The organism is Amycolatopsis sp. NBC_01307, assembly GCF_035975215.1.
Classification (GTDB): domain Bacteria; phylum Actinomycetota; class Actinomycetes; order Mycobacteriales; family Pseudonocardiaceae; genus Amycolatopsis.
The window spans coordinates 10,926,897-10,945,992 of sequence record NZ_CP108403.1; the positions used below are offsets into that span (position 1 = coordinate 10,926,897).

18 protein-coding genes are annotated in these 19,096 nt (G+C 72.3%); 9 read left to right on the forward strand and 9 right to left on the reverse strand.

The window, feature by feature from the left end; translation table 11 throughout:
- Positions 1 to 115: 115 nt before the first annotated feature.
- Positions 116 to 745, reverse strand: coding sequence for an enoyl-CoA hydratase/isomerase family protein (locus OG439_RS49415; RefSeq protein WP_326947204.1), 630 nt, complete (start codon positions 743 to 745; stop codon positions 116 to 118).
- The gene (locus OG439_RS49420) at positions 742 to 1,341 is read right to left on the reverse strand and encodes a TetR/AcrR family transcriptional regulator (protein WP_326947205.1); all 600 of its coding nucleotides are present in this window, start codon (positions 1,339 to 1,341) and stop codon (positions 742 to 744) included. Before OG439_RS49420 ends, OG439_RS49415 begins: the two co-directional genes overlap by 4 nt.
- A gap of 53 nt (positions 1,342 to 1,394) precedes the next feature.
- On the opposite strand from OG439_RS49420, the gene OG439_RS49425 reads away from it, so the two are divergent.
- Positions 1,395 to 1,748, forward strand: a complete 354-nt coding sequence (locus tag OG439_RS49425) for an arsenate reductase family protein (RefSeq protein ID WP_326947206.1) — start codon at positions 1,395 to 1,397, stop codon at positions 1,746 to 1,748.
- On the opposite strand, the gene OG439_RS49430 is transcribed toward OG439_RS49425, so the two are convergent.
- Both OG439_RS49430 and OG439_RS49435 read right to left on the reverse strand, forming a co-directional pair.
- A complete protein-coding gene (locus OG439_RS49430) occupies positions 1,745 to 2,956 on the reverse strand; it encodes a threonine synthase (protein WP_326947207.1) in 1,212 nt (403 codons plus the stop codon). The genes OG439_RS49425 and OG439_RS49430 overlap by 4 nt on opposite strands.
- 29 nt (positions 2,957 to 2,985) lie before the next feature.
- Entirely contained in the window at positions 2,986 to 3,477 is a 492-nt protein-coding gene (locus tag OG439_RS49435) for an EXPERA domain-containing protein (RefSeq protein ID WP_326947208.1), read from the reverse strand.
- Between the two features lie 30 nt (positions 3,478 to 3,507).
- Between OG439_RS49435 and OG439_RS49440 the strand changes: the two genes are divergently transcribed.
- Genes OG439_RS49440 through OG439_RS49450 form a run of 3 tightly spaced genes read left to right on the forward strand, consistent with a single transcriptional unit; the run spans position 3,508 to position 5,113 of the window.
- Positions 3,508 to 4,302 carry a DUF1295 domain-containing protein gene (locus OG439_RS49440; protein WP_326947209.1) on the forward strand — a complete coding sequence of 265 codons (795 nt, stop codon included), beginning with the start codon at positions 3,508 to 3,510 and terminating at the stop codon, positions 4,300 to 4,302.
- On the forward strand, positions 4,299 to 4,862 hold the full coding sequence (locus OG439_RS49445; protein WP_326947210.1) for a nitrilase-related carbon-nitrogen hydrolase: 564 nt from the start codon (positions 4,299 to 4,301) through the stop codon (positions 4,860 to 4,862). Before OG439_RS49440 ends, OG439_RS49445 begins: the two co-directional genes overlap by 4 nt.
- The gene (locus OG439_RS49450; RefSeq protein WP_326947211.1) at positions 4,859 to 5,113 is read left to right on the forward strand and encodes a nitrilase-related carbon-nitrogen hydrolase; all 255 of its coding nucleotides are present in this window, start codon (positions 4,859 to 4,861) and stop codon (positions 5,111 to 5,113) included. The genes OG439_RS49445 and OG439_RS49450 overlap by 4 nt, the downstream gene beginning before the upstream one ends.
- 16 nt (positions 5,114 to 5,129) lie before the next feature.
- On the opposite strand, the gene OG439_RS49455 is transcribed toward OG439_RS49450, so the two are convergent.
- The 3 genes from OG439_RS49455 to OG439_RS49465 form a co-directional block, all read right to left on the reverse strand.
- Positions 5,130 to 5,876 carry an SDR family NAD(P)-dependent oxidoreductase gene (locus tag OG439_RS49455; RefSeq protein ID WP_442792273.1) on the reverse strand — a complete coding sequence of 249 codons (747 nt, stop codon included), beginning with the start codon at positions 5,874 to 5,876 and terminating at the stop codon, positions 5,130 to 5,132.
- Between the two features lie 96 nt (positions 5,877 to 5,972).
- Positions 5,973 to 6,875: a LysR family transcriptional regulator gene (locus OG439_RS49460; RefSeq protein WP_326947212.1), complete on the reverse strand. Its 903-nt coding sequence runs from the start codon at positions 6,873 to 6,875 to the stop codon at positions 5,973 to 5,975.
- Positions 6,875 to 8,137, reverse strand: a complete 1,263-nt coding sequence (locus tag OG439_RS49465) for a cytochrome P450 (protein ID WP_326947213.1) — start codon at positions 8,135 to 8,137, stop codon at positions 6,875 to 6,877. The genes OG439_RS49460 and OG439_RS49465 overlap by 1 nt, the downstream gene beginning before the upstream one ends.
- A 46-nt stretch (positions 8,138 to 8,183) precedes the next feature.
- Between OG439_RS49465 and OG439_RS49470 the strand changes: the two genes are divergently transcribed.
- Both OG439_RS49470 and OG439_RS49475 read left to right on the forward strand, forming a co-directional pair.
- On the forward strand, positions 8,184 to 8,912 hold the full coding sequence (locus tag OG439_RS49470) for an alpha/beta fold hydrolase (RefSeq protein WP_326947214.1): 729 nt from the start codon (positions 8,184 to 8,186) through the stop codon (positions 8,910 to 8,912).
- A 241-nt stretch (positions 8,913 to 9,153) separates the two neighbouring features.
- The gene (locus OG439_RS49475) at positions 9,154 to 12,420 is read left to right on the forward strand and encodes a tetratricopeptide repeat protein (protein WP_326947215.1); all 3,267 of its coding nucleotides are present in this window, start codon (positions 9,154 to 9,156) and stop codon (positions 12,418 to 12,420) included.
- Here the strand turns inward: OG439_RS49475 and OG439_RS49480 are convergent.
- Together OG439_RS49480 and OG439_RS49485 are read right to left on the reverse strand one after the other, a co-directional pair.
- A complete protein-coding gene (locus OG439_RS49480; RefSeq protein ID WP_326947216.1) occupies positions 12,393 to 12,584 on the reverse strand; it encodes a hypothetical protein in 192 nt (63 codons plus the stop codon). The genes OG439_RS49475 and OG439_RS49480 overlap by 28 nt on opposite strands.
- Entirely contained in the window at positions 12,581 to 13,381 is an 801-nt protein-coding gene (locus OG439_RS49485; RefSeq protein WP_326947217.1) for a methyltransferase, read from the reverse strand. The genes OG439_RS49480 and OG439_RS49485 overlap by 4 nt, the downstream gene beginning before the upstream one ends.
- 28 nt (positions 13,382 to 13,409) lie before the next feature.
- Here OG439_RS49485 and pdxR point away from each other — a divergent pair, with 28 nt between their 5' ends.
- The 3 genes from pdxR (at position 13,410) to OG439_RS49500 (ending at position 19,064) form a co-directional block, all read left to right on the forward strand.
- Complete coding sequence (gene pdxR, locus OG439_RS49490; protein ID WP_326947218.1) at positions 13,410 to 14,870, forward strand: MocR-like pyridoxine biosynthesis transcription factor PdxR; 1,461 nt, start codon at positions 13,410 to 13,412, stop codon at positions 14,868 to 14,870.
- Between the two features lie 167 nt (positions 14,871 to 15,037).
- Positions 15,038 to 16,807, forward strand: a complete 1,770-nt coding sequence (locus OG439_RS49495; RefSeq protein WP_326947219.1) for an MFS transporter — start codon at positions 15,038 to 15,040, stop codon at positions 16,805 to 16,807.
- Between the two features lie 316 nt (positions 16,808 to 17,123).
- Positions 17,124 to 19,064 (forward strand): tachylectin-related carbohydrate-binding protein, encoded by a 1,941-nt coding sequence (locus tag OG439_RS49500; RefSeq protein WP_326947220.1) that lies wholly within the window; start codon positions 17,124 to 17,126, stop codon positions 19,062 to 19,064.
- Positions 19,065 to 19,096 lie beyond the last annotated feature (32 nt).

Below are 19,096 nucleotides of genomic sequence, written 5' to 3' on the forward strand. Positions count from 1 at the left end.
AAAGCCGTGAAGGCCCCCTTACCGGCCATAAGAGCCGGGAAGGAGGCCTTCACGGCATTCAAGCCGGCCGAACTGTCGGTGGTCCCCGGTAAGCTGGATACCGGGGGGCGGCGCCCTAAGCCGGGGTGCGCAGCGCGGTGACGGCCGGCGCGAACATCGTCGCCTTGATCGCGCCCAGCGTGCCGCGGTCCTTGCCCGCCAAGGCGGCGACGCGCGAAGAAGCCACCGTCACCAAGTCGGCCTCCGGTGCGGTTTCGTCCACCAAGCCCACAGCAAGCGCGTCCGGGCCGCCGAATCGGCGGCCCGTGGTCATCGACGCGATCGCCGCGGCCGGGGTCAGCTTGCCCTGGATCAACGCCGCCATCCCCGGCGTGAACGGGATGTTGATGTCGGCCTCCGGGAAGCAGAAGTAGCCCCGGTCGGCGCGCATCACGCGGAAGTCGTGCGCCATGGCGAACATCGCGCCGGCGCCGAACGCGTGGCCGTTGACCGCGGCGACCGTCGGCACCGGCAGCGTCAGGATCCGGGCGAGCAGCTCCTGCACTTCGGCGACGTACTTCGCGGCCTGGTCGCCGTTCGCCATCAGCCAGTCGAGGTCGAGGCCGTTCGAGTAGAACTTGCCGCTGCCGGTGGTCACCAGCGGACCCTCGACACCGTCCACAAAGGAGTGCACGCGCTGCAGCCAGTCCGGCGAGAAGCGGTTTTCGTCGTCGCCGAGGTCCAGCACGGAAACGGGATCGGTCACGGTTGAGCCTTTTCTCGAGGGGGTACGGTCAGCACGGCCCGCACGGCGGCGGCGAGCCGCTCCCGCACCAGGGGATCGGTGATGTCACGGCGGAAGAACGCGGTCGGCAGGTCGACGACGCAGGTGGTGATCACCTCGACGGCCAGGCCGTCACCGCGGTTCCACACCAGCCGCGCGAGCCGGACCAGCAGCGCGATCAGCCGCTTGTCCAGCGCGTGCAGGGCGTCCGCCAGCTCGTCGGGCAGCTCGGGACCGAACAGCCGGTCCGCCTTGACCCGCAGCAGCATCCGGGCCCCGTCGGGCCGCACGGAAACGAACACCGCGGGCGTGTCGGCCGCCGCGACGACCGCTTCCACCGGAGAGGAAGCCTGGTCCACGCGCGCGGTCTGGAGGTCGAGGAACGCGGTCGCGGCGCGCAGCCAGACCCGGGCCAGCAACGCGCTGAGCGAGCCGAACGCGTGGTAGATCGTCCCGTTCGGCACGCCCGCGGCCGCGGCGAGGCCGCGCACCGTCACGTTCTGGTATCCCGACGAAGCGACGAGCCGCTCGGCGACGTCGAGCAGCGCGTCGAGGTCGTGGACGCGGGGGCGGGGCATGCCGCGACGGTAACAGAACACGTGCTCCAAAACCATCGCGGTAGGCTGCGGCAGTGGAGATCTGGGTCAATCCGGCGTGCGCGAAGTGCCGGTCAGCGGTGTCGATGCTCGACGAAGCCGGCGCGGAGTACACCGTGCGCCGCTACCTCGACGACCCGCCGACCGCGAAGGAGCTGAAGGCCGTCCTGAAGCGGCTCGGCCTGGAGCCGTGGGACATCACGCGCACCGCCGAGCCGATCGCGAAGGAACTCGGCCTCAAGACGTGGGGCCGAACCCCGGCCGACCGCAGGCGCTGGATCGACGCCCTGGCCGCGCACCCGAAGCTGATCCAGCGCCCGATCATCACCGCGGACGACGGCACGACTGTCGTCGCCCGCACGCCCGAAGCGGTGCAGTCGGTCCTCTAGGGGATCGAGTCGGTCTTCGCCAGCAGCGGCACGTCGAGCGGCACCGTCTCCGGGTACTTGATCCCGGCGCCGGTGTTGAGCACGACGACGTCTTCGTCGCCTTCGAGCCAGCCGGACTCGCGAAGGTGCCGCAACGCGGCGAAGCACGCTCCGCCCTCAGGGCAGACGAAGGTGCCTTCGCACTCGGAGAGTTCCCGTTGCGCCGCAAGCAGTTCCTCGTCGGTGACGGCCACCGCGGTGCCGCCGGTCGCGTAGACGGCGTCGAGCACGAGGAAGTCACCGAGGGCCTTGGGTACGGTGATGCCGAACGCGACGGTCCGCGCGTCCGGGAACGGCACGCTCTCCCGGTCACCGCGTGAGAACGCTTCGACGATCGGGGCGCAGCCGGTGGCCTGGACGGCGACGAGGCGCGGCAGCGGGCCGGTGACCCAGCCCATTTCCCGCATTTCCAGCAGCGCCTTGTAGATCCCGATGATCCCGACGCCGCCGCCGGTCGGGTACAGGATCACGTCGGGCAGCCGCCAGCCGAACTGCTCCGCGATCTCGTAGCCCATCGTCTTCTTGCCCTCGATGCGGTACGGCTCCTTCAGCGTCGAGACCTCCTGCACGCCCGGACGCCGCCGGACCGCCGCGGCGACGAGCTTCCCCGCGTCGCCGATGAGCCCGTCCACCCGGTACAGCTCGGCGCCGGCCGCGACGCACTCGCGCATGGTGATCGACGGCGCGTCGTCCGGCATCGCGATCAAGCTCGTCAGCCCGGCGCGGGCCGCGTACAACGCCCACGCCGCGCCCGCGTTGCCGTTCGTCGGCATCGCGATCCCGCGCACCCCCAGCTCGGCCGCCCGCGAGACGCCGACCGCGGCGCCCCGCGCCTTGAACGAGCCGGTCGGCACCAGGCCTTCGTCCTTCATCCACAGCCGGGACAGGCCCAGCTCGCGGCCGTAACGCGGCAGGCGCAGCAGCGGCGTCATGCCCTCACCGAGGCTCACGACGTGCTCGGCCGAGCGCACCGGCAGCACCTCGTGGTAGCGCCACAGCGTCGGCTCGCGCCCGGAGATCTCCTTCGGCGTCACGGCTTCGCGGACGCCGTCGAGGTCGTAGCGCGCGAGCAGCGGCGCGCCGGCCGGGGACACGCCCTGGACGGCGTCGGCGTCGAGGCGCTCGCCGGTCCGGGAGCATTCGAGGTGGCTGAGGAACGAGTACGGCACGGTGCCTCCGGTCAGAAGCGTCTGAAGCGTCAGAAGCGGCGGGTGAACGGCTTCGGCGCGCGCATCCGGATCAGCAGCAGGAGCGGCACCAGGACGTAGGGCAGGTTGAACGCGAGGAACTTCACCGGGTTGCCGGTGCGCGTGGCCGGGTCACCGAAGAACTCGACGCCGAACACGACGACCCCGGTGAGCGTGACGATCATCGTCGCGTAGACCACCGCGGGCAGCTGGATCCAGTTCTTGCCGCCGAGCAGCGCGAACACGAGCACGACGTAGAACGGCATGTAGACGAACGCCGAGAGCCCGGTGACGATCCGCATCCAGTCCGGCGGGTGCATGAACAGCGGGTCCGCGTCGTGGGCGTACCACCAGTTCGAGTTGACGAAGAAGTTGTCCGACGGCTGTGAGAAGTCGACGCCCACGGTCGGCAGCAGATCACTGATCAGCGAGGTGATCGTGAAGGCCGAGAACAGCACCGCGAAGAAGATGTCGATCTTCCGGTCCCGCAGCGGCAGGTTCATGTGATCGATCCTAGGTCTTATGGTGAGGACATGGACGCGCTGCGGGTCTGCCTGTACGTCTTCGCCGGAGTGACGCTCGGCACGTGGCTGCTGTCGGTGCTGACCAGGGAGTACTCCTGGGTCGACCGGATCTGGTCGATCGTGCCGGTGGCCTACCTGGGGATCTTCGCCGGCACCGCCGGGTTCGCCGACGCCCGCCTGGACGTGATGTTCGCGCTGGTCCTGGCGTGGGGCGTCCGGCTGACGTTCAACTTCGCCCGGAAGGGTGGTTACGCCCGCGGCGGCGAGGACTACCGGTGGGCGGTGCTGCGCGAGAAGCTCGCGCCCTGGCAGTTCCAGGTGTTCAACTTCTTCTTCATCTCGCTCTACCAGAACGCGATCCTGCTGCTGATCACGCTGCCGGCGATGACGGCGCTGGACCACCAGGGCTCGTTCGGGGTGTGGGACGTCGTCGTCGCGGTGATCTTCGCGGCGTTCCTGGTCGGGGAGACGGTCGCCGACCAGCAGCAGTGGACGTTCCACCGCGAGAAGCACGCGGGCCGGGCGTCGACGCGCTTCCGCCAGGACGGCCTGTTCCGCTACTCGCGGCACCCGAACTTCTTCTTCGAGCAGGCCCAGTGGTGGGTGATCGCGGCGTTCGGCGTGGTCGCGGCGGGTCTCACGTGGACGGTGCTGGGCGCGATCCTGCTGACGCTGCTGTTCGTGGGGTCGACGAAGTTCACCGAGAGCATCACGCTGGGGCGCTACCCGGAGTACGCGGACTACCAGCGCCGCACGTCCGCGGTGGTGCCGTGGCCGCCCCGGCGCGAGCGGGTCCGCGGGTGACGACGTCGGTCGTCGCCGCGCTCCAGACCGGAGCCGTGGGCCTCGAGGGGCTGCTGAGCCGGGAGGACGAGATCCGCGCGTCGGGCGCGGCGCTGGTGGTGCTGCCGGAAGCCGTCCTCGGCGGCTACCCGCGCGGGGAGCCGTTCGCGGACTACTTCCGCGCGTCGGTGACCGTGCCCGGGCCGGAGACCAGGGCGCTGGCGGGACTGTCGGCGCGGACCGGCGCGAGCCTGGCCGTCGGCGTGATCGAGCGGGACGGCTCGACGCTGTACAGCACGGTCGTGTTCCTCGACCCGTCGCTCGGGCTGGTGGGCAAGCACCGCAAGCTGGTCCCGACCGCGCGCGAGCGCCTGGTCTGGGGCCGCGGCGACGGCTCGACCCTGCCGGCGATCCCGACGGCGGCGGGTCTCGCGGGCGCGGCGATCTGCTGGGAGAACCACATGCCGCTGCTGCGCGCGGCGATGTACGCGAAGGGCGTCGAGCTGTGGTGCGCCCCGACGACCGCGACGTCTGGCAGGCCTCGATGCGCCACATCGCCGATGAGGGCCGCTGTTTCGTGATTTCGGCGTGCCTGTACGAGGATTCGGGCGACGACCCGTTCCGCGGCGGCAGCGTGATCGTCGGCCCGACGGGCGACGTCCTGGCCGGTCCACTGAGGACCGGAGAAGGCCTGATCACGGCGGAGATCGACCTCGAGGACGTCGTGACGGCCCGCCACAGCCTCGACGTCTCGGGCCACTACGCGCGGCCGGACGTCTTCGCGCTGTCGGTGGACGAGCGGCCGCGGGACGGCGTCACCTTCCTGCGGTGACGCCGTCCCGCCGGGCTCACACCGCCACCCGGCCGCCGTCCACCGGGAGCACCGCGCCGTGGACGAAGCTCGAGCCCTCCGCCGCCAGGAAGGCGATCGCCGACGCGATCTCCTCCGGGGACGCCGCCCGGCCCGCCGGCGCCGCCGACGCCAGCTGGTCCAGGGCGTCGCCCATCGCGGCCGTGCCCTCGGTGCGGGTCGGGCCGGGGCTGACCGCGTTCACGCGGACCCCGGACGGGCCGAACTCCGCCGCCCACGCCTTCGTCAGCAGCTCCAGCGAAGCCTTCGACGCGCCGTAGAGCGCCATGCCCGCCAGGCCGATCTTCGCGACCATCGTGGTCACGTTGACGATCGAGCCGTGCCCGCGCTCGGCCATCTCCGGGGCCAGCTCGGCCACCAGGAAGAACGCCGCCTTCACGTTGGTCGCGAAGACGCCGTCGAACTCCTCCTCCGTCGCGGATCCGGTGGGGCCGAAGGGAAAGACGCCGGCGTTGTTCACCAGCACGTCCACCTGCCCGCCCACCTCCCGCGCCCGCGCCGCCAAGGCCCGCGCCGACGCGGCGTCCGTCAGATCGGCCGCGACGAAGTCGGCCTTGCCGCCCGCCGCGCGGATGCGCTCGACGACCTCGGCGCCGCGCGTGGCGTCCCGGCCCGACAGCACGACGTGGGCGCCGAGCCCGGCCAGCGCGACCGCCGTCGCCCGGCCGATCCCGCTGGTTCCGCCGGTCACCAGCGCCGTGGTGCCGGACAGTTGTGCAGTCATGGTCTCGTCTCCTGCTCTCGTTCGGGTGATTCCCCGGGTTCAAGCGGGAGCGGCCGCGCGGCCTTCCGGATCGGCGTTCGGCACTGCTTATGGCGGCTATCGGCCGGTTCGATGCCCGGCGTCTTCCAGGGCCGCCACGAACTTCCCGAGGTCGCGCCGGTGCGACGCGGCGGGCCAGACCGCCCAGGTGCGCCGGACGATCGGGTGCCCAGCCAGCGGCACCCACGTCACCGTCTCCGGCAGCGGGTACGGCCACTCCGGCGGCGCCAGCGCGAACGCGCCGCCGGCCGCGACCGCCGGCAGCTTCAGCTCGACGATCAGGGTCCGCTCCGCCGGGACGTCCGGCCCGAGGTCGAGGCCGTGGCTGCGCAGGATCGCGGTCAGCTCGTCGAACCACGCCGGGCTGCCCGACCGCGCGAAGCCGAACCAGTCCAGCCCGGCCAGTGCCTCCAGCCGGACCGGCTCACCCAGCTTCTCCGCCAGGTCCGCGGCCAGCAGCACGCCCAGGTTCTCCGAGACGACCGGCACCGCGTCGAGGTCCGGGCCGGGCGGGCGCTCGCGCACCAGCCCGACGTCCAGCTCGCCCGCCCGCAGCGCGGCCACCTGCGCCGCGGTCGACAGGTGCCGGGCCCGCACCCGCGTGTCCGGGCAGGCGTCCGCCAACGCCGCGAGCGCCGTCGGCAGTAGCTCCGACGGCAGCTCCAGCGGGACGCCCACCCGCAGCACGCCGCCGCCGGCCGTGGTGTGGCGGGCGAGCGCGGCCAGGGCCTGGTCGTGCCGCGCCAGCACCGCGCGGGCCTCGGTCAGCAACGTCGTCCCGGCTTCGGTGGCCCGCACGCCGGTGCTGGCCCGCACCAGCAGCTGCACCCCGAGCCGCCGCTCGAGCGCGGTGATCGTCTGGGACAGCGCGGGCTGGCTGACGTGCAGCTCGCGTGCCGCCTTCGACAGCGTGCCCGCCTCGGCGACGGCGACGAACGCCCGCATCTCGCGCAGCTCCATCAGCGCGTCCAGGCGATCGGCAGTGACTTCAGCCCGTTCTGGAAGTTGGAGCGCAGCCGCACCGGCTCGCCGGCCAAGGAGACTTCGCCCAGCAGATCCAGGACCGCCGTGAACATCGCCCGCAGCTGCACCCGGGCCAGCTGCGCTCCGAGGCAGAAGTGCGGGCCGTGGCCGAAGGTCAGGTGGTCGTTGGGCGTCCGCGCGATGTCGAACGCGTCCGGATCGTCGAACACCGAAGGATCACGGTTGGCCGAGGAGAACCACACCACGACCTTGTCCCCGGCCCGGATGTCCACACCGGACAGACGGACGTCGGAAGTGGCCGTGCGCCTGAAGTTCATCACCGGCGTCCACCACCGCAGCATCTCCTCCACCGCGGACGGCAGCAGCGACCGGTCGGCCAGCAGCCGCCGGTACTGCACCGGGTGCGACAGCAGCGCGGACATCCCGCCCGGCAGGCCGTTGCGCAGGGTTTCGTTGCCCGCCACGGAAAACAGCCAGAACAGGTTCTCGAACTCGGGCAGCGAGACGCGGCCGCCGTCGTCGCCGACGTGCCGCATCAGGGTGCTCATGACGTCGTCGCCCGGGTGCTCGCGCTTGTACTCGCCGAGGGCGTTCGCGTACGCGTAGAGGTCCGGCATCCCGGCGCGCGTGCGCGGGTCCGGCATCACGCCGTCCGGGCCCGGTGTCGGCCGGACGGCCAGCGCGGCCCGCGCCAGGTCGGTCACCGCCGCCGGGTCGACCGTCGCGCTGGCCGCGTACTCGGCGTCCTGGTAGCCGATCACGCGGTTGCTCCAGTCGTACATCAGCCGCCGGTCGCGCTCCGGCACGCCGAACACCGCGGCCAGCGTGCGCAGCGGCAGGTCCGCCGCGACCTTCGCGAAGTCGCACTCGCCCTGATCGGCGACGTCGGCGACGAGCTCGCGCGCCGACGTCTCGATCTGCTCGGTCAGCTTCGCGATCGCACGCGGGGTGAACGCCCTGGTCAGCAGCCCGCGCAGCCGGCCGTGCTCCGGCGGGTCCATGTTGAGCATCATCCGGCGCACGTACGCGAGGTCGGCCTCGGTCGCCGGGTCCCGGATCTGCGTCCCGCCGAGCTGCGAGGAGAACAGCGCCGGGTCGCGCAGCACCGTGCGGACGTCGGCGTGGCCCAGCACGGCCCAGAAGTCGTCGACGCGCACCACCGGCGTCTCGCGCCGCAGCCGCGCCAGCTCGTCGTACGGGACGCCCCGCACGTAGCCGTCCGGATCGGTGATCCCCACGCGCCCGACCCTAGCCCGGCGCCACGACGTAGGGGAGGCTGCTGCGATGGACACGCTGAACATGCGCACCGGCGGCGAGGGCGAACCGGCCATCCTCTTCCTGCACGGGCTCGGCGCGACCGGCGCCGTGTGGGCCCACCTGACCGAAGCGGTCCCGCGGCGCGTGCTGGTGCCCGACCTGCCCGGCCACGGCCTCTCGGCGCCCCTGCCGCACTACAGCTTCGAGACGCTCACGGCCGCCGTCGCGCGGGCGTTGCCCGACAAGTTGCCGCTGGTCGTCGCCGGGCACTCGCTCGGCGGGGTGCTCGCGCTCGAGCTCGCCTCCGGGAAGTACGACGTCGAGGTCACCGGGGTGCTGGCGCTGGGCGTGAAGGTCGAGTGGAGCCAGGACGACCTGGGGCGGGCGGCGTCGTTCGCCGTGCGGCCGCCGCGGGTGTTCGAGACCCAGGCCGACGCCGACCAGGCGTACCTGAAGGTCTCCGGGCTGCTCGGGATCGCGCCCGCCGACCCGGCCGGGCTCCGCGAGACGGAGGGAGGTTGGCGTCTCGCGATGGACCCGGCCGCGTTCGGCGTGGGCGCTCCGGACATGCCTGCCCTGCTCGCCGCGGCGCGGTGCCCGGTCGTGCTGGCGGCGGGCGAGCACGACCCGATGAGCCGCCCGGAGCAGCTGCGCGCCCTGGACCCGGACTCGGTCACCCTCGCCGGCCTGGGGCACAACGCCCACGTCGAGGACCCGGCCGCCGTGCGCGCCCTGCTGGAGCGCCTCGGCGTCTGAGGCCCGGGTGCAGCCGTCGTACCCCACGCGACGGCTGAACCGCGAACCCCTCGCCACCACCGGACCCGCACAGCCTAGAAAGGCTCGGTGGACGAACGGCTGTACTCGACCCGGATGCGCGGTCACCCCCTGTCACCTGCGGAAACAGGGATCTTCGCCGTTCGGTGGTACAGCGCAACCGGCACGTTGGCGATGCTGGAGGGGTACGTTCGGCGCGAGGGGCACGCGGGGAAGGACGCTTGTGGACGATGGCCTGCCGTTCGCCGGATGGCTGCGCGACGAGCGGGTGCGCGCCGGGCTGACCCAGGCGGAGCTCGCCGGACGCGCCGGGCTGAGCCTGCGCGCGATCCGCAACGCCGAGCGCGGCAGGGTCCGGCGGCCCCGGCCGGAGACCGAGCGGCGGCTGCGGGAAGCGCTGGCCGAGGCGCCGCCGGAGCCGGTGCGGATCGACGTGCTCGGGCCGCTGGCCGTCCGCTTCGGTGACCGGCCCGTCGAGATCGGCGCGGAGAAGCAGCGCCTGCTGCTCGCGCTGCTGGCCCTGCAGCCGAACCGGACCGTGCGGCGCGAGGACCTCGTCGACGTCATCTGGGACGAGCCGCCGCCGTCGTGCCTGGAGCTGGTCCACACCTACGTCGCGCGGCTGCGGCGGGCGTTGCGCCCGGCCGGCCTGATCACCACCGACAAGGGCGGCTACCGGCTGTCCGTCGGCGCGGACGAGCTCGACCTCCTGCGCTTCGACGCGCTGGTGGAGCGGGCCGAACGGGAGCCCGAGGCGGCCGAAGAGGCCTACCGCGACGCGCTGGCGCTGTGGCGCGGCCCGGCGCTCGCCGACGTCGAACGGCTCCGCCAGCACCCGGTCCGGCTGGCGCTCGCGATGCGGCGGGCGCAGGCCGTGCTGGCCTACGCCGGAGCCGCGGCGGCCCACCCCGAGGACGCGGCCGTGCAGCTGCGGGCGCTGACCGCGGAGGAGCCGCTGAACGAGTCGGCGCACGCCCGGCTGATGCTGGCGCTGGCCGCGTCCGGGCGGCAGGCCGCCGCGCTGGGCGTCTTCGACGAGGTCCGGCGGCGCCTCGCCGACGAGCTGGGCATCGAACCCGGCCCGGAGCTGCGCGAGGCGCAGCGTCAGGTGCTGCGGCAGGACTTCGGCGCCCCGGAGCAGCCGGCCTCGGTGCCCGCGCAGCTGCCCGCCGACGTCCACGGGTTCCGCGGGCGCACGGCCCAGCTCGGCGAGCTGGACGCGCTCCTGCGCCGCGGCGAGGCCGACACCGGCGCGCGCATCGCCGTGCTGTCCGGGACGGCGGGCGTCGGCAAGACGGCGCTGGCCGTGCGCTGGGCGCAGCGGGCGCGGGCGGAGTTCCCCGACGGCCAGCTGTACGTCGACCTGCGGGGGTACGGCACGGTCCGGCCCGTCGAGCCGGGCGACGCGCTGTCCGGCTTCCTGCGCGCGCTCGGCGTCGACGGCGCGGACATCCCCGCCGAGCCCGACGAACGGGCCGCCAAGTTCCGCACGGTGCTCGACGGCCGGCGGATGGTGCTGCTGCTGGACAACGCCGGCTCGGTCGGCCAGGTCCGCCCGCTGCTGCCCGGCTCGCCGTCCTGCCTGGTCCTCGTGACCAGCCGGGACGCGCTGCCCGGGCTGGTCGCCCGCGACGGCGCCCGCCGCGTCCTCGTCGACCTGCTGACCGACACCGAGGCCCGGGACCTGCTGCGGACCCTGGTCGGCCGGCGCGTCGACGACGAACAGGCGGCCACCTCGGCGCTGATCGGCTACTCGGCCCGGCTGCCGCTGGCGTTGCGGCTGGTCGCGGAGCTGGCGTTGAGCCGACCGGGGGAGCGGCTGGCCGCGCTGGAAGCCGAGCTGGCCGACGAACGGCGGCGCCTGGACCTGCTCGACGGCGGCGGTGACCCGCTGACGGCCGTCCGCGCGGTGTTCTCGTGGTCCTACCGGCACCTGGCGGCCGACGCCGCGCGCGTGTTCCGGCTCTGCGGCCTGCACCCGGGCCGCGACCTGACGCCCGCCGCGATCGCCGCGCTCGCGCGGCTCCCGCTGCCGGAGGCCGAGCGGCTGACCGGCTCGCTCGTGCGGGCCCACCTCGCGCAGGAGACCGGCCACGACCGCGTCCAGCTGCACGACCTGCTGCGCGTCTACGCCGCCGAGCTGGCGGCCGAGGAGCCGGGCGAGAGCCACGACGCCGAGGAGCGGCTGTTCGACTTCTACGTCCGGTCGGCCGCGCAGGCCATGGACGTCGTCCTGCCGCTGGAACGCCACCTGCGCCCGCAGGTGCCGGATCCCGACGTCAAGGTGCTCGACGCGCCGGCGTGGCTGGAGGCCGAACGCCGCAACCTGCTGGCCGTCGCGGCGCACGCGACCCGGCACGGCCGGCCGGAGCACCTGCGGCTGCTGTCCGGAATCCTGTGGCACTACCTCGACGTCGGCGGGTACCACGAGGAATCGCTGGTGCTGCACACGCACGCGTCCGTGCTGGCCCAGGACTCCGGCGACCGGGCCGCCGAAGCGGACCCGCTGACGCTCATCGCGCTGGGCCACTGGCGCGTCGGCCGGTCCCGGGAAGCCGTGCGGTACCTGGAAGAAGCGCTCGTCATCGTCCGCGAGTCCGGCAACCGGGTGACGGAGATCCACGTGCTCAACACCCTCGGCCTGGCCTGCCGTGCGCTGGGCCGGTTCGCCGAGGGCATCGGCTACTCGACGGAAGCCTTGGCCCTGGCGCGAAAATCCGGCGATCAGACGAGCGAAGGCCTGGTCCTGGTGGTGCTCGGCTGCACCTGCCGCGGCATCGGCCGCTACGGCGAAGCGATCGGCTACCTGAGCGAAGCCCTGGACCTCGCGCGGGAGATCGCCGACCGCACGAGCGAGGGCTACGCGCTGGTGAACATCGGCGACGCGCTGTCGGCGCTGGGGCGTTACGACGAGGCCGTCGCCTCGATTTCGGCGGGGCTGGAGCACTTCCGCGCGATGGGCGTGCGCGTCAGCGAGGGGTACGCGCTGGGCATCCTCGGCGACATCGAGCACGCGCGCGGCCGGTACGCCGAGGCCGAGGCGCACCTGGAGCGGGCGCTGGAACTCGCGCAGGAGACCGGCAGCCCGACCAACCGCAGTGTCGCGCTCAAGCACCTGGGCGACGTCCGGCTCGGGCAAGACCGGCACGACGAAGCGGCCCAGCACCTCGAAGAGGCACTGGGCATCGCTCGTGAATGCGGGGATCTCGGCGTGCAGTCCCGCGTGCTGAACAGTCTCGGCTTCGTCGCCATCGCGCGTGGCCGCGACGACCAGGCGCTGACGTATCACCGCGAAGCCCTTGCGGCGGCGAAGGAAACGGGCTGCCTGCCGGAGCAGGGCCGGGCCCACCGCGGGCTCGGCGACGTCCACTGTGGACTGAGTGATCCGGACGCCGCGCGCGAACACTGGGCCCGCGCTTCGGTTTGTTACTCAGCGGAACGCGTGCCCGGCGCGGACGTCGTTCAGGAGCGGCTGCGCGCCGTCGAGTAGAAGTGACGCTCTTCGGCGACCAGGTCGCCCTCGAGACGCTGGGCGTCGCGGTCGTAGACGTCCATGCTGCCGGCCAGCCGGTTCCGCGGGTACGGACGGCGGCGGTAAGCGTGATCCAGTGCCCAGACGAGGAGTCCGGCGGCGACGAGAACGGCGATGATCATGACGCTCCTCCCGGAGTTCGATGTGCTGTTGCCTTGTAGAACGCGTAATGGAACGTCCCGTATTCCCTTGTGGTGCGGTAAAGATCGGCTACGCCGCGGTTCCACTCGGATGCCGTAGTGAGCCCCCGCGCGATGGCGTCCTCCTCGACGCCTTCGACCATCGCGATGAACGTGTCCCGGGTGAACCCGGCGACCAGGCCGGGCCGGGACGCGTCGACGTAGACGGTCCGGGGTTCGACGGCGACGTCGTCGAACCCGGCGCCGGCGAGCAGCGGGTAGAGGCGGCGGCCGAGGAGCGCGTCACCGCCGGCGTCGGCCTGCAGCCGGACGAGGCAGTCGATGGCGGCTTGGGCGTGCTCACTGTGCGGGTGGAAGAACGCCGAGCCGTGGTCGCCTTCGATCACCGTGATGGTGCCGCCCGGGCGGAGGAGGGTTTTCAGGTGCGCCAACGCTTTCCCGGGTTCGGGAAGGTGTTCGAGCACGAAGCAGACGAAGATGTGGTCGAAGGTCTCGTCGAGGTCGAACAGGTCGGCCCGCCGCCAGTCGACGTCGTCGCCGACTTTCGCTTTCGCTTGCGCCAGGGACGCCGCCGAGACGTCGATCGCGGTCAGGTGTGCGCCCGGGCTGCGCGCGACGAGGTGGCCGGTCTGGGCGCCGACGCCGCAGCCGACCTCCAGGACGCGGCTGCCCGCGGGGTAGGCCGTCCCGGCGTGCAGCAGCTCGGCCAGGGTGTCGGCCTGGTCGCCGAGGCGGCGGGCCTCGGGTTCGGCGTATCCGTGCACGTAACTGGTGTCCATGAACCCAGCGTGCTGCGACAATGGCCCGATGGACAGGGCCAAACCAGACCCGGCGGAAGGGACCATAATAGCCGGCTCCGACTTCCTGCAGCTCGACGTCCGGGCCGCGCCGCCGGGCGGCCTTGCGGACTGGCTCGCCGGGCAGCTGCGTGCCGCGGTCGCCGACGGCCGGCTGCCGGTCGGCGGCCGCCTCCCCGCGTCCCGGGTGCTGGCGGCCGAGCTGCGCGTGTCGCGCGGCGTGGTCACCGAGGCCTACCAGCGGCTCATCGACGACGGCCACGCGGCGGGCCGCGGCCGGGCCGGCACGGTCGTGGTGGCGGCGCCGGTGGTCGCGCCCGCGCCGGTGCGGCGGCCGGTGCCCGCAAAGGTGATCACGGCGCTGCCGGGTGCCGACGTCTTCGACGAAGTCCGCGCCACCCCGGCCCGGATCGACCTCACGCCGGGCGTGCCGGACCTGACGGCGTTCCCGCGCGCGGCGTGGCTGCGGGCGGAGCGCGCGGTGCTGGACGAGCTGGAGCCGGCCCACTTCGGCTACGGCGACCCGCGCGGAGCGCCGGCGATGCGGCTGGCGGTGTCGCGCTGGCTGGCGCGCAGTCGCGGGATCCGCGCCGACCCGGGCGAGATCATCGTGGTGTCGGGGGTGGCGCAGGGCCTGACGCTGCTCGGCGAGGTGCTGCGGCAGCGGGGCGTCGACGAGATCGCCGTCGAGGACCCCGGCTCGCTCGGCGCGCGGCAGCACCTGCACCACAACGGCCTCGCGACCCCGCCGATCCCGGTCGACGACGACGGCCTGCGCGTCGACGAGCTGCGGGCGAGCGGCGCGCGGGCGGTGCTGCTGACCCCGGCCCACCAGTTCCCGACGGGCGTGGTCCTGGGCGGCGAGCGCCGCCGCGAGCTGATGCGCTGGGCGGGCGAGGGCGGCCTGGTCGTCGAGGACGACTACGACGCCGAGCACCGCTACGACCGCGCGCCGGTGCCCGCGGTCCGGTCGATGCTGCCGGAGGTCTGCTACACGGGCAGCGTCTCGAAGCTGCTGGCACCGGCCCTGCGCGTCGGCTGGCTGCTCCCGCCGCCGGCGTTGCGCGAGGACCTCGTCGCGGCCAAGCGGTTCGCCGACCTGGGCAACGCCGTGCTGGCGCAACTGGTGCTGGCCCGGCTGATGGAGACGGGCGAGCTGGAGCGCCAGCTGCGCTCGGTGCGGGCCCGCCACCGCCGTCGCCGCGACGCGATGATCCGCGCGGCGACGGCGTCGCTCCCGGCCGCGCGGGTCCACGGCGCGGCGGCGGGCCTGCACCTGACGATCACGTTCGAGCCGGGCTTCGACGACGTCGCGCTGGCGGCGGCCGCGCTGGCGGACGGGGTCAAGGTCCAGCCGTTGTCGTGGCACCGGCAGCGGCCGGGGCGGCCGGGCCTGGTCATGGGCTACGCGGCCCGGACGGCGGGGGAGATCGCCGACGGCGTGGGCGTGCTGGGGCGGCTTCTCCGTTAGCGCGGGGTTACGGCGACGTCACTTCGCGGCGCCACCTTAAAGAGTCCACAAAGGATATTCATGGCGATGTGATCATGCTCTCGCAGGCGATCCCCCGTGATGGTTGCCATACGCAAGCAAGTTGCTTAGCCTAGCTAAGGGACTTGCGAGTGGAAGGTTTGCACACAGTGGCGAAAAGCCGGACGTATTCGATCGAGGAACTGGGGCCTCGGTACAAGTGGATCGCGCTGTCCAACACGACGCTGGGCATGCTGATCGCCACGATCAACTCGTCGATCGTGCTCATCGCGCTGCCCGACATCTTCAAGGGCATCGGGATCAACCCCCTGGAACCCGCCAACACCAGCTACCTGCTGTGGATGATCATGGGCTTCCTCGTGGTCACCGCCGTGCTGGTGGTGAGCTTCGGGCGGCTCGGCGACATGTACGGCCGCGCCCGGATGTACAACCTGGGCTTCGCCGTCTTCACGGTTTCTTCCGTCATGCTGGCCATCACCTGGTTCGACGGTGACGCGGCCGCGCTGTGGCTGATCGGCTGGCGGATCGTGCAGGGCGTCGGCGGCGCCTTCCTGATGGCGAACTCCTCGGCGATCCTCACCGACGCCTTCCCGGCCAACCAGCGCGGCCTCGCGCTCGGCATGAACGGCGTCGCGGCCATCGCGGGCTCGTTCCTCGGCCTGGTCGTCGGCGGCGTGCTCGCCCCGATCGACTGGAACCTGATCTTCCTGGTGTCGGTGCCCTTCGGCGTGATCGGCACGATCTGGGCGTACCTCAAGCTGCACGACACCGGCGTCCGCAAGCACGCGCGGATGGACTGGTGGGGCAACATCACCTTCGCCGTCGGCCTGATCTCGGTGCTGGTCGGCATCACCTACGGCATCCAGCCCTACGGCACCTCCGCGACCGGCTGGGGCAGCCCGATGGTGCTCTCGTGCCTGATCGGCGGCGTCGCGGTGCTGATCGGCTTCGTGGTCATCGAGACCAAGGTCGACAACCCGCTGTTCCGGCTCTCGCTGTTCAAGATCCGGTCGTTCACCTGGGGCAACATCGCGAACCTGACGGCGTCGCTCGGCCGCGGTGGGCTCCAGTTCATCCTGATCATCTGGCTGCAGGGCATCTGGCTCCCGCAGCACGGCTACACGTTCGAGCAGACGCCGTTGTGGGCGGGCATCTACATGCTGCCGATGACGGTCGGGTTCCTGCTGGCCGCGCCGACGTCGGGCATCCTCGCCGACCGGATCGGCAGCCGCATGCTGGCCTCCACCGGCCTGGCGATCACGGCGCTGACGTTCCTGCTGCTGATCATCCTGCCGGTGAACTTCGACTACTGGGCGTTCGCCGCGATCCTGCTGATCAACGGCATCGGCATGGGCATGTTCTCCTCGCCCAACCGCGCCGAGGTGATGAACAGCCTCCCGGCCGACTCCCGCGGTTCGGGCGCCGGGATGATGACGACGTTCCAGAACGCGGCGATGGTCCTGTCGATCGGCTTCTTCTTCAGCCTGATCATCTCGGGCCTGTCGAGCAGCCTCCCGTCGACGATGCACGACGGCCTGATCGCCCACGGCGTCCCCGAGGCGGCGGCCACCCAGGTGGCGCACCTCCCGGCGGTGGCGGTGCTGTTCGCGGCATTCCTGGGCTACAACCCGATCCAGCAGCTCCTGGGCGGCCAGCTGTCGTCCTTGCCGCCGGACCAGGCCCAGTTCCTCACGGGCCGCAGCTTCTTCCCGAACCTGATCTCGGGCCCGTTCCAGTCGGGTTTGGCGGTGGCGTTCGGTTTCGCCATCGTGGTCTGCCTGATCGGCGCGGTGGCGTCGTTGCTGACGAAGGACACGAAGAAGCCGAAGGGCCAGTCGGTGGGCGAGGAACTGGCCGCGGTGGCCGGCGAGTCGGGCACCGGCCCGAGCGAACTGGTGGCACCGGCCGTCGAGCGCTGAGCCACACACGAAGGGCCGGGTGTCACCGATCGGTGACACCCGGCCCTTTGCTGCGCCCGACGTGAGAAGTAGGCCGAACGGCGCAACTGCAAAAGAACGAGTAACGGGTTCGTCAGAAGATCGATGTGAAGATCGAACGGCTCGCGGGAGGGCGAGCTCGTCATCGCGCGGCGCGTTGAATCGCGCCCAGGGGAGGAACGCTGCCGGTCCCGGCCGACCGGCGCCGCTCATGCTTTCACGATCACCGGCTGCCCTCGGGTGGCGGGGCGATCGATGCTGCCCAAACGCTTTCACGATCTTCAGACGAGGGAAGTCCATGCGCCAGAGACGGTCCGTCCCGAGACCCGTGGTCCTGTGTTCCGCGTTCACCATCGCGTTCGGTGCGACGGTGGCCGTGGCCGGGACGAACGTGGCCACCGCCGCCGACACGATCACCTGCCGCGCCAACGCCGCGGTCTTCTACACGCTCCCCGACACCCACCTGGACCTCGACCGGCACAACGAGCCCGAGACCGGCGCCACCTCCTGGACAGGTCGGACGACGATCGGCAACACGTGGACGGGCAAGACCCTCACCGGCACCGACGGCCGGATCTACTCCATCCTCGACAACGGTGACGTCAACAGGCAGCGCCGGCTGGCCACCGGCTGGGAGAACGGCGGGGTCAGCCAGAAGATCGCCACCGGCTGGTTCGGCGTCTCGCTGGCTTCCCAGCGCAACCGGATCACCGTCGACTCGACGGGCGACTTCTACTGGACGCACGACAACATCCTCGCCTGGATGCGCTACGACGAGACGGCCAAGACCTGGACCGACCGCCTGATCGACACCGGCTGGACGGCCGCCAAGTACGACCTGATCGTCGGCGCGGGCGCCGGGGTGTTCTACGCCCGCACGCCCGCCGGCGACCTCTACCGGTTCCAGTACGACCCGGCCAGCCAGCGGTGGCTCGAGTACGCGCGGCTGGTGGGCAGCGGTGGCTGGCAGAACTTCGCCCAGATCGCCTCCGCGGGCGGCGACGTGCTCTACGCACTCGACAAGAACAACGGCCAGATCAAGTGGTACCGCTACCTCGGTGCCGGCAGCTGGACGGGCCCGAAGGTGGTCGGCACGATCGGCACGGACTACCAGCTGAGCGTCACGACCGACGACTGCAAGCTGGTCGATCCCGGCCTTCCGGTCCGCCCGGCCGTGCCGAACGGCGCCGACGCGCCCAGCGCGGTGATCGAAGGGGCCGGCGGAAAGCTGCAGCACTTCTACGTCGACGGTTTCGGCCGGCTCGTCCACGGCCGGCAGCGGTCCGGTGACATCACCGTCGTCGACTTCGCCGTTGTGCCGGGTTACCAGCAGTACACCGGTACCCCGAGTGCCCTGCGGCTCGCCGACGACAGCCTGACCGTGACGGCGCTCGGGCAGGACAGCGAGACGCGGAACAGCACCCAGGCCCCGGCCACCACCACCTGGGCGACCGCGAGCGGGTTCGGTGGCTGGACCCCCGGACCGGCCGTGCTGGTGCTGCGTTCCGGCGTCGCCAGCGCGTTCGCAGTCGACGGGGCGGGATGGCTGCTGGTCCGCCCCCAGGACCCGGCGAGCAAGCAGTACCTGCCGTGGCGCGTCCTGCCGTCGTCCGGGCTGACCGCGGACCTGACCGCGGTCGTCCAGCCGGACGGGATCGACCTCGTCGCCAGGACCACGGGAGGGTCCTACACCAAGGCCACCTACGTCGACGGGACCTTGAGCTCCTGGATCCCGGTGCCGGGCACCGGCTGGACCGGGAAGCTCGCCGCGACCGCGAACCCCGATCAGAACCTCGAGGCCTTCGCCATCCAGCCGGACGGCGTCGTCGTCAACCAGCGCGAGCAGGCCGCGGGCTTCACCGGGACCTGGAAGCCGCTCGCGGGAGTCACCGCGCAGGGGTCACCCGCCGCCGCGGTCGACACGGGCGGTGTCGTGCACGTGGCCGTCCGGGCGACGGACGGCTTCGTCTACGTGACGGAGCAGAAGGCACCGGGCAGCACCGGGTACAAGGATTGGCAGCGGCTGGTGGACTCCCGGACCGGAGCGGCCTACCAGTCCGCGACGGATCCGTCCTTCGTCGCTCTCTCCGGCGGCGGTGTGGTGGTGACCTACCGCGACAGCGACGGCGTTACCTACGCCTACGGCTCGGGTGCCCCGGCAGCGGCCGCGCGCAGTGCGCGCACGGCGCCGGATTCGACGACGTTCAGCGGCGGTCCGCTGCCCAAGCCGTCCTTCTGACGGATCCCCGTACGGGGCGGGTGTGACGCGGT

What these genes read in the sequence shown, in the direction of transcription:
- OG439_RS49420 (WP_326947205.1), bottom strand. Translation starts at nt 1,341, where the DNA reads ATGCCCCGCCCCCGCGTCCACGACCTCGACGCGCTGCTCGACGTCGCC.
- OG439_RS49435 (WP_326947208.1), bottom strand. Translation starts at nt 3,477, where the DNA reads ATGAACCTGCCGCTGCGGGACCGGAAGATCGACATCTTCTTCGCGGTG.
- OG439_RS49440 (WP_326947209.1), top strand. Translation starts at nt 3,508, where the DNA reads ATGGACGCGCTGCGGGTCTGCCTGTACGTCTTCGCCGGAGTGACGCTC.
- OG439_RS49455 (WP_442792273.1), bottom strand. Translation starts at nt 5,876, where the DNA reads ATGACTGCACAACTGTCCGGCACCACGGCGCTGGTGACCGGCGGAACC.
- OG439_RS49460 (WP_326947212.1), bottom strand. Translation starts at nt 6,875, where the DNA reads ATGGAGCTGCGCGAGATGCGGGCGTTCGTCGCCGTCGCCGAGGCGGGC.
- OG439_RS49470 (WP_326947214.1), top strand. Translation starts at nt 8,184, where the DNA reads ATGGACACGCTGAACATGCGCACCGGCGGCGAGGGCGAACCGGCCATC.
- OG439_RS49480 (WP_326947216.1), bottom strand. Translation starts at nt 12,584, where the DNA reads ATGATCATCGCCGTTCTCGTCGCCGCCGGACTCCTCGTCTGGGCACTG.
- OG439_RS49485 (WP_326947217.1), bottom strand. Translation starts at nt 13,381, where the DNA reads ATGGACACCAGTTACGTGCACGGATACGCCGAACCCGAGGCCCGCCGC.
- pdxR (WP_326947218.1), top strand. Translation starts at nt 13,410, where the DNA reads ATGGACAGGGCCAAACCAGACCCGGCGGAAGGGACCATAATAGCCGGC.
- OG439_RS49500 (WP_326947220.1), top strand. Translation starts at nt 17,124, where the DNA reads ATGCGCCAGAGACGGTCCGTCCCGAGACCCGTGGTCCTGTGTTCCGCG.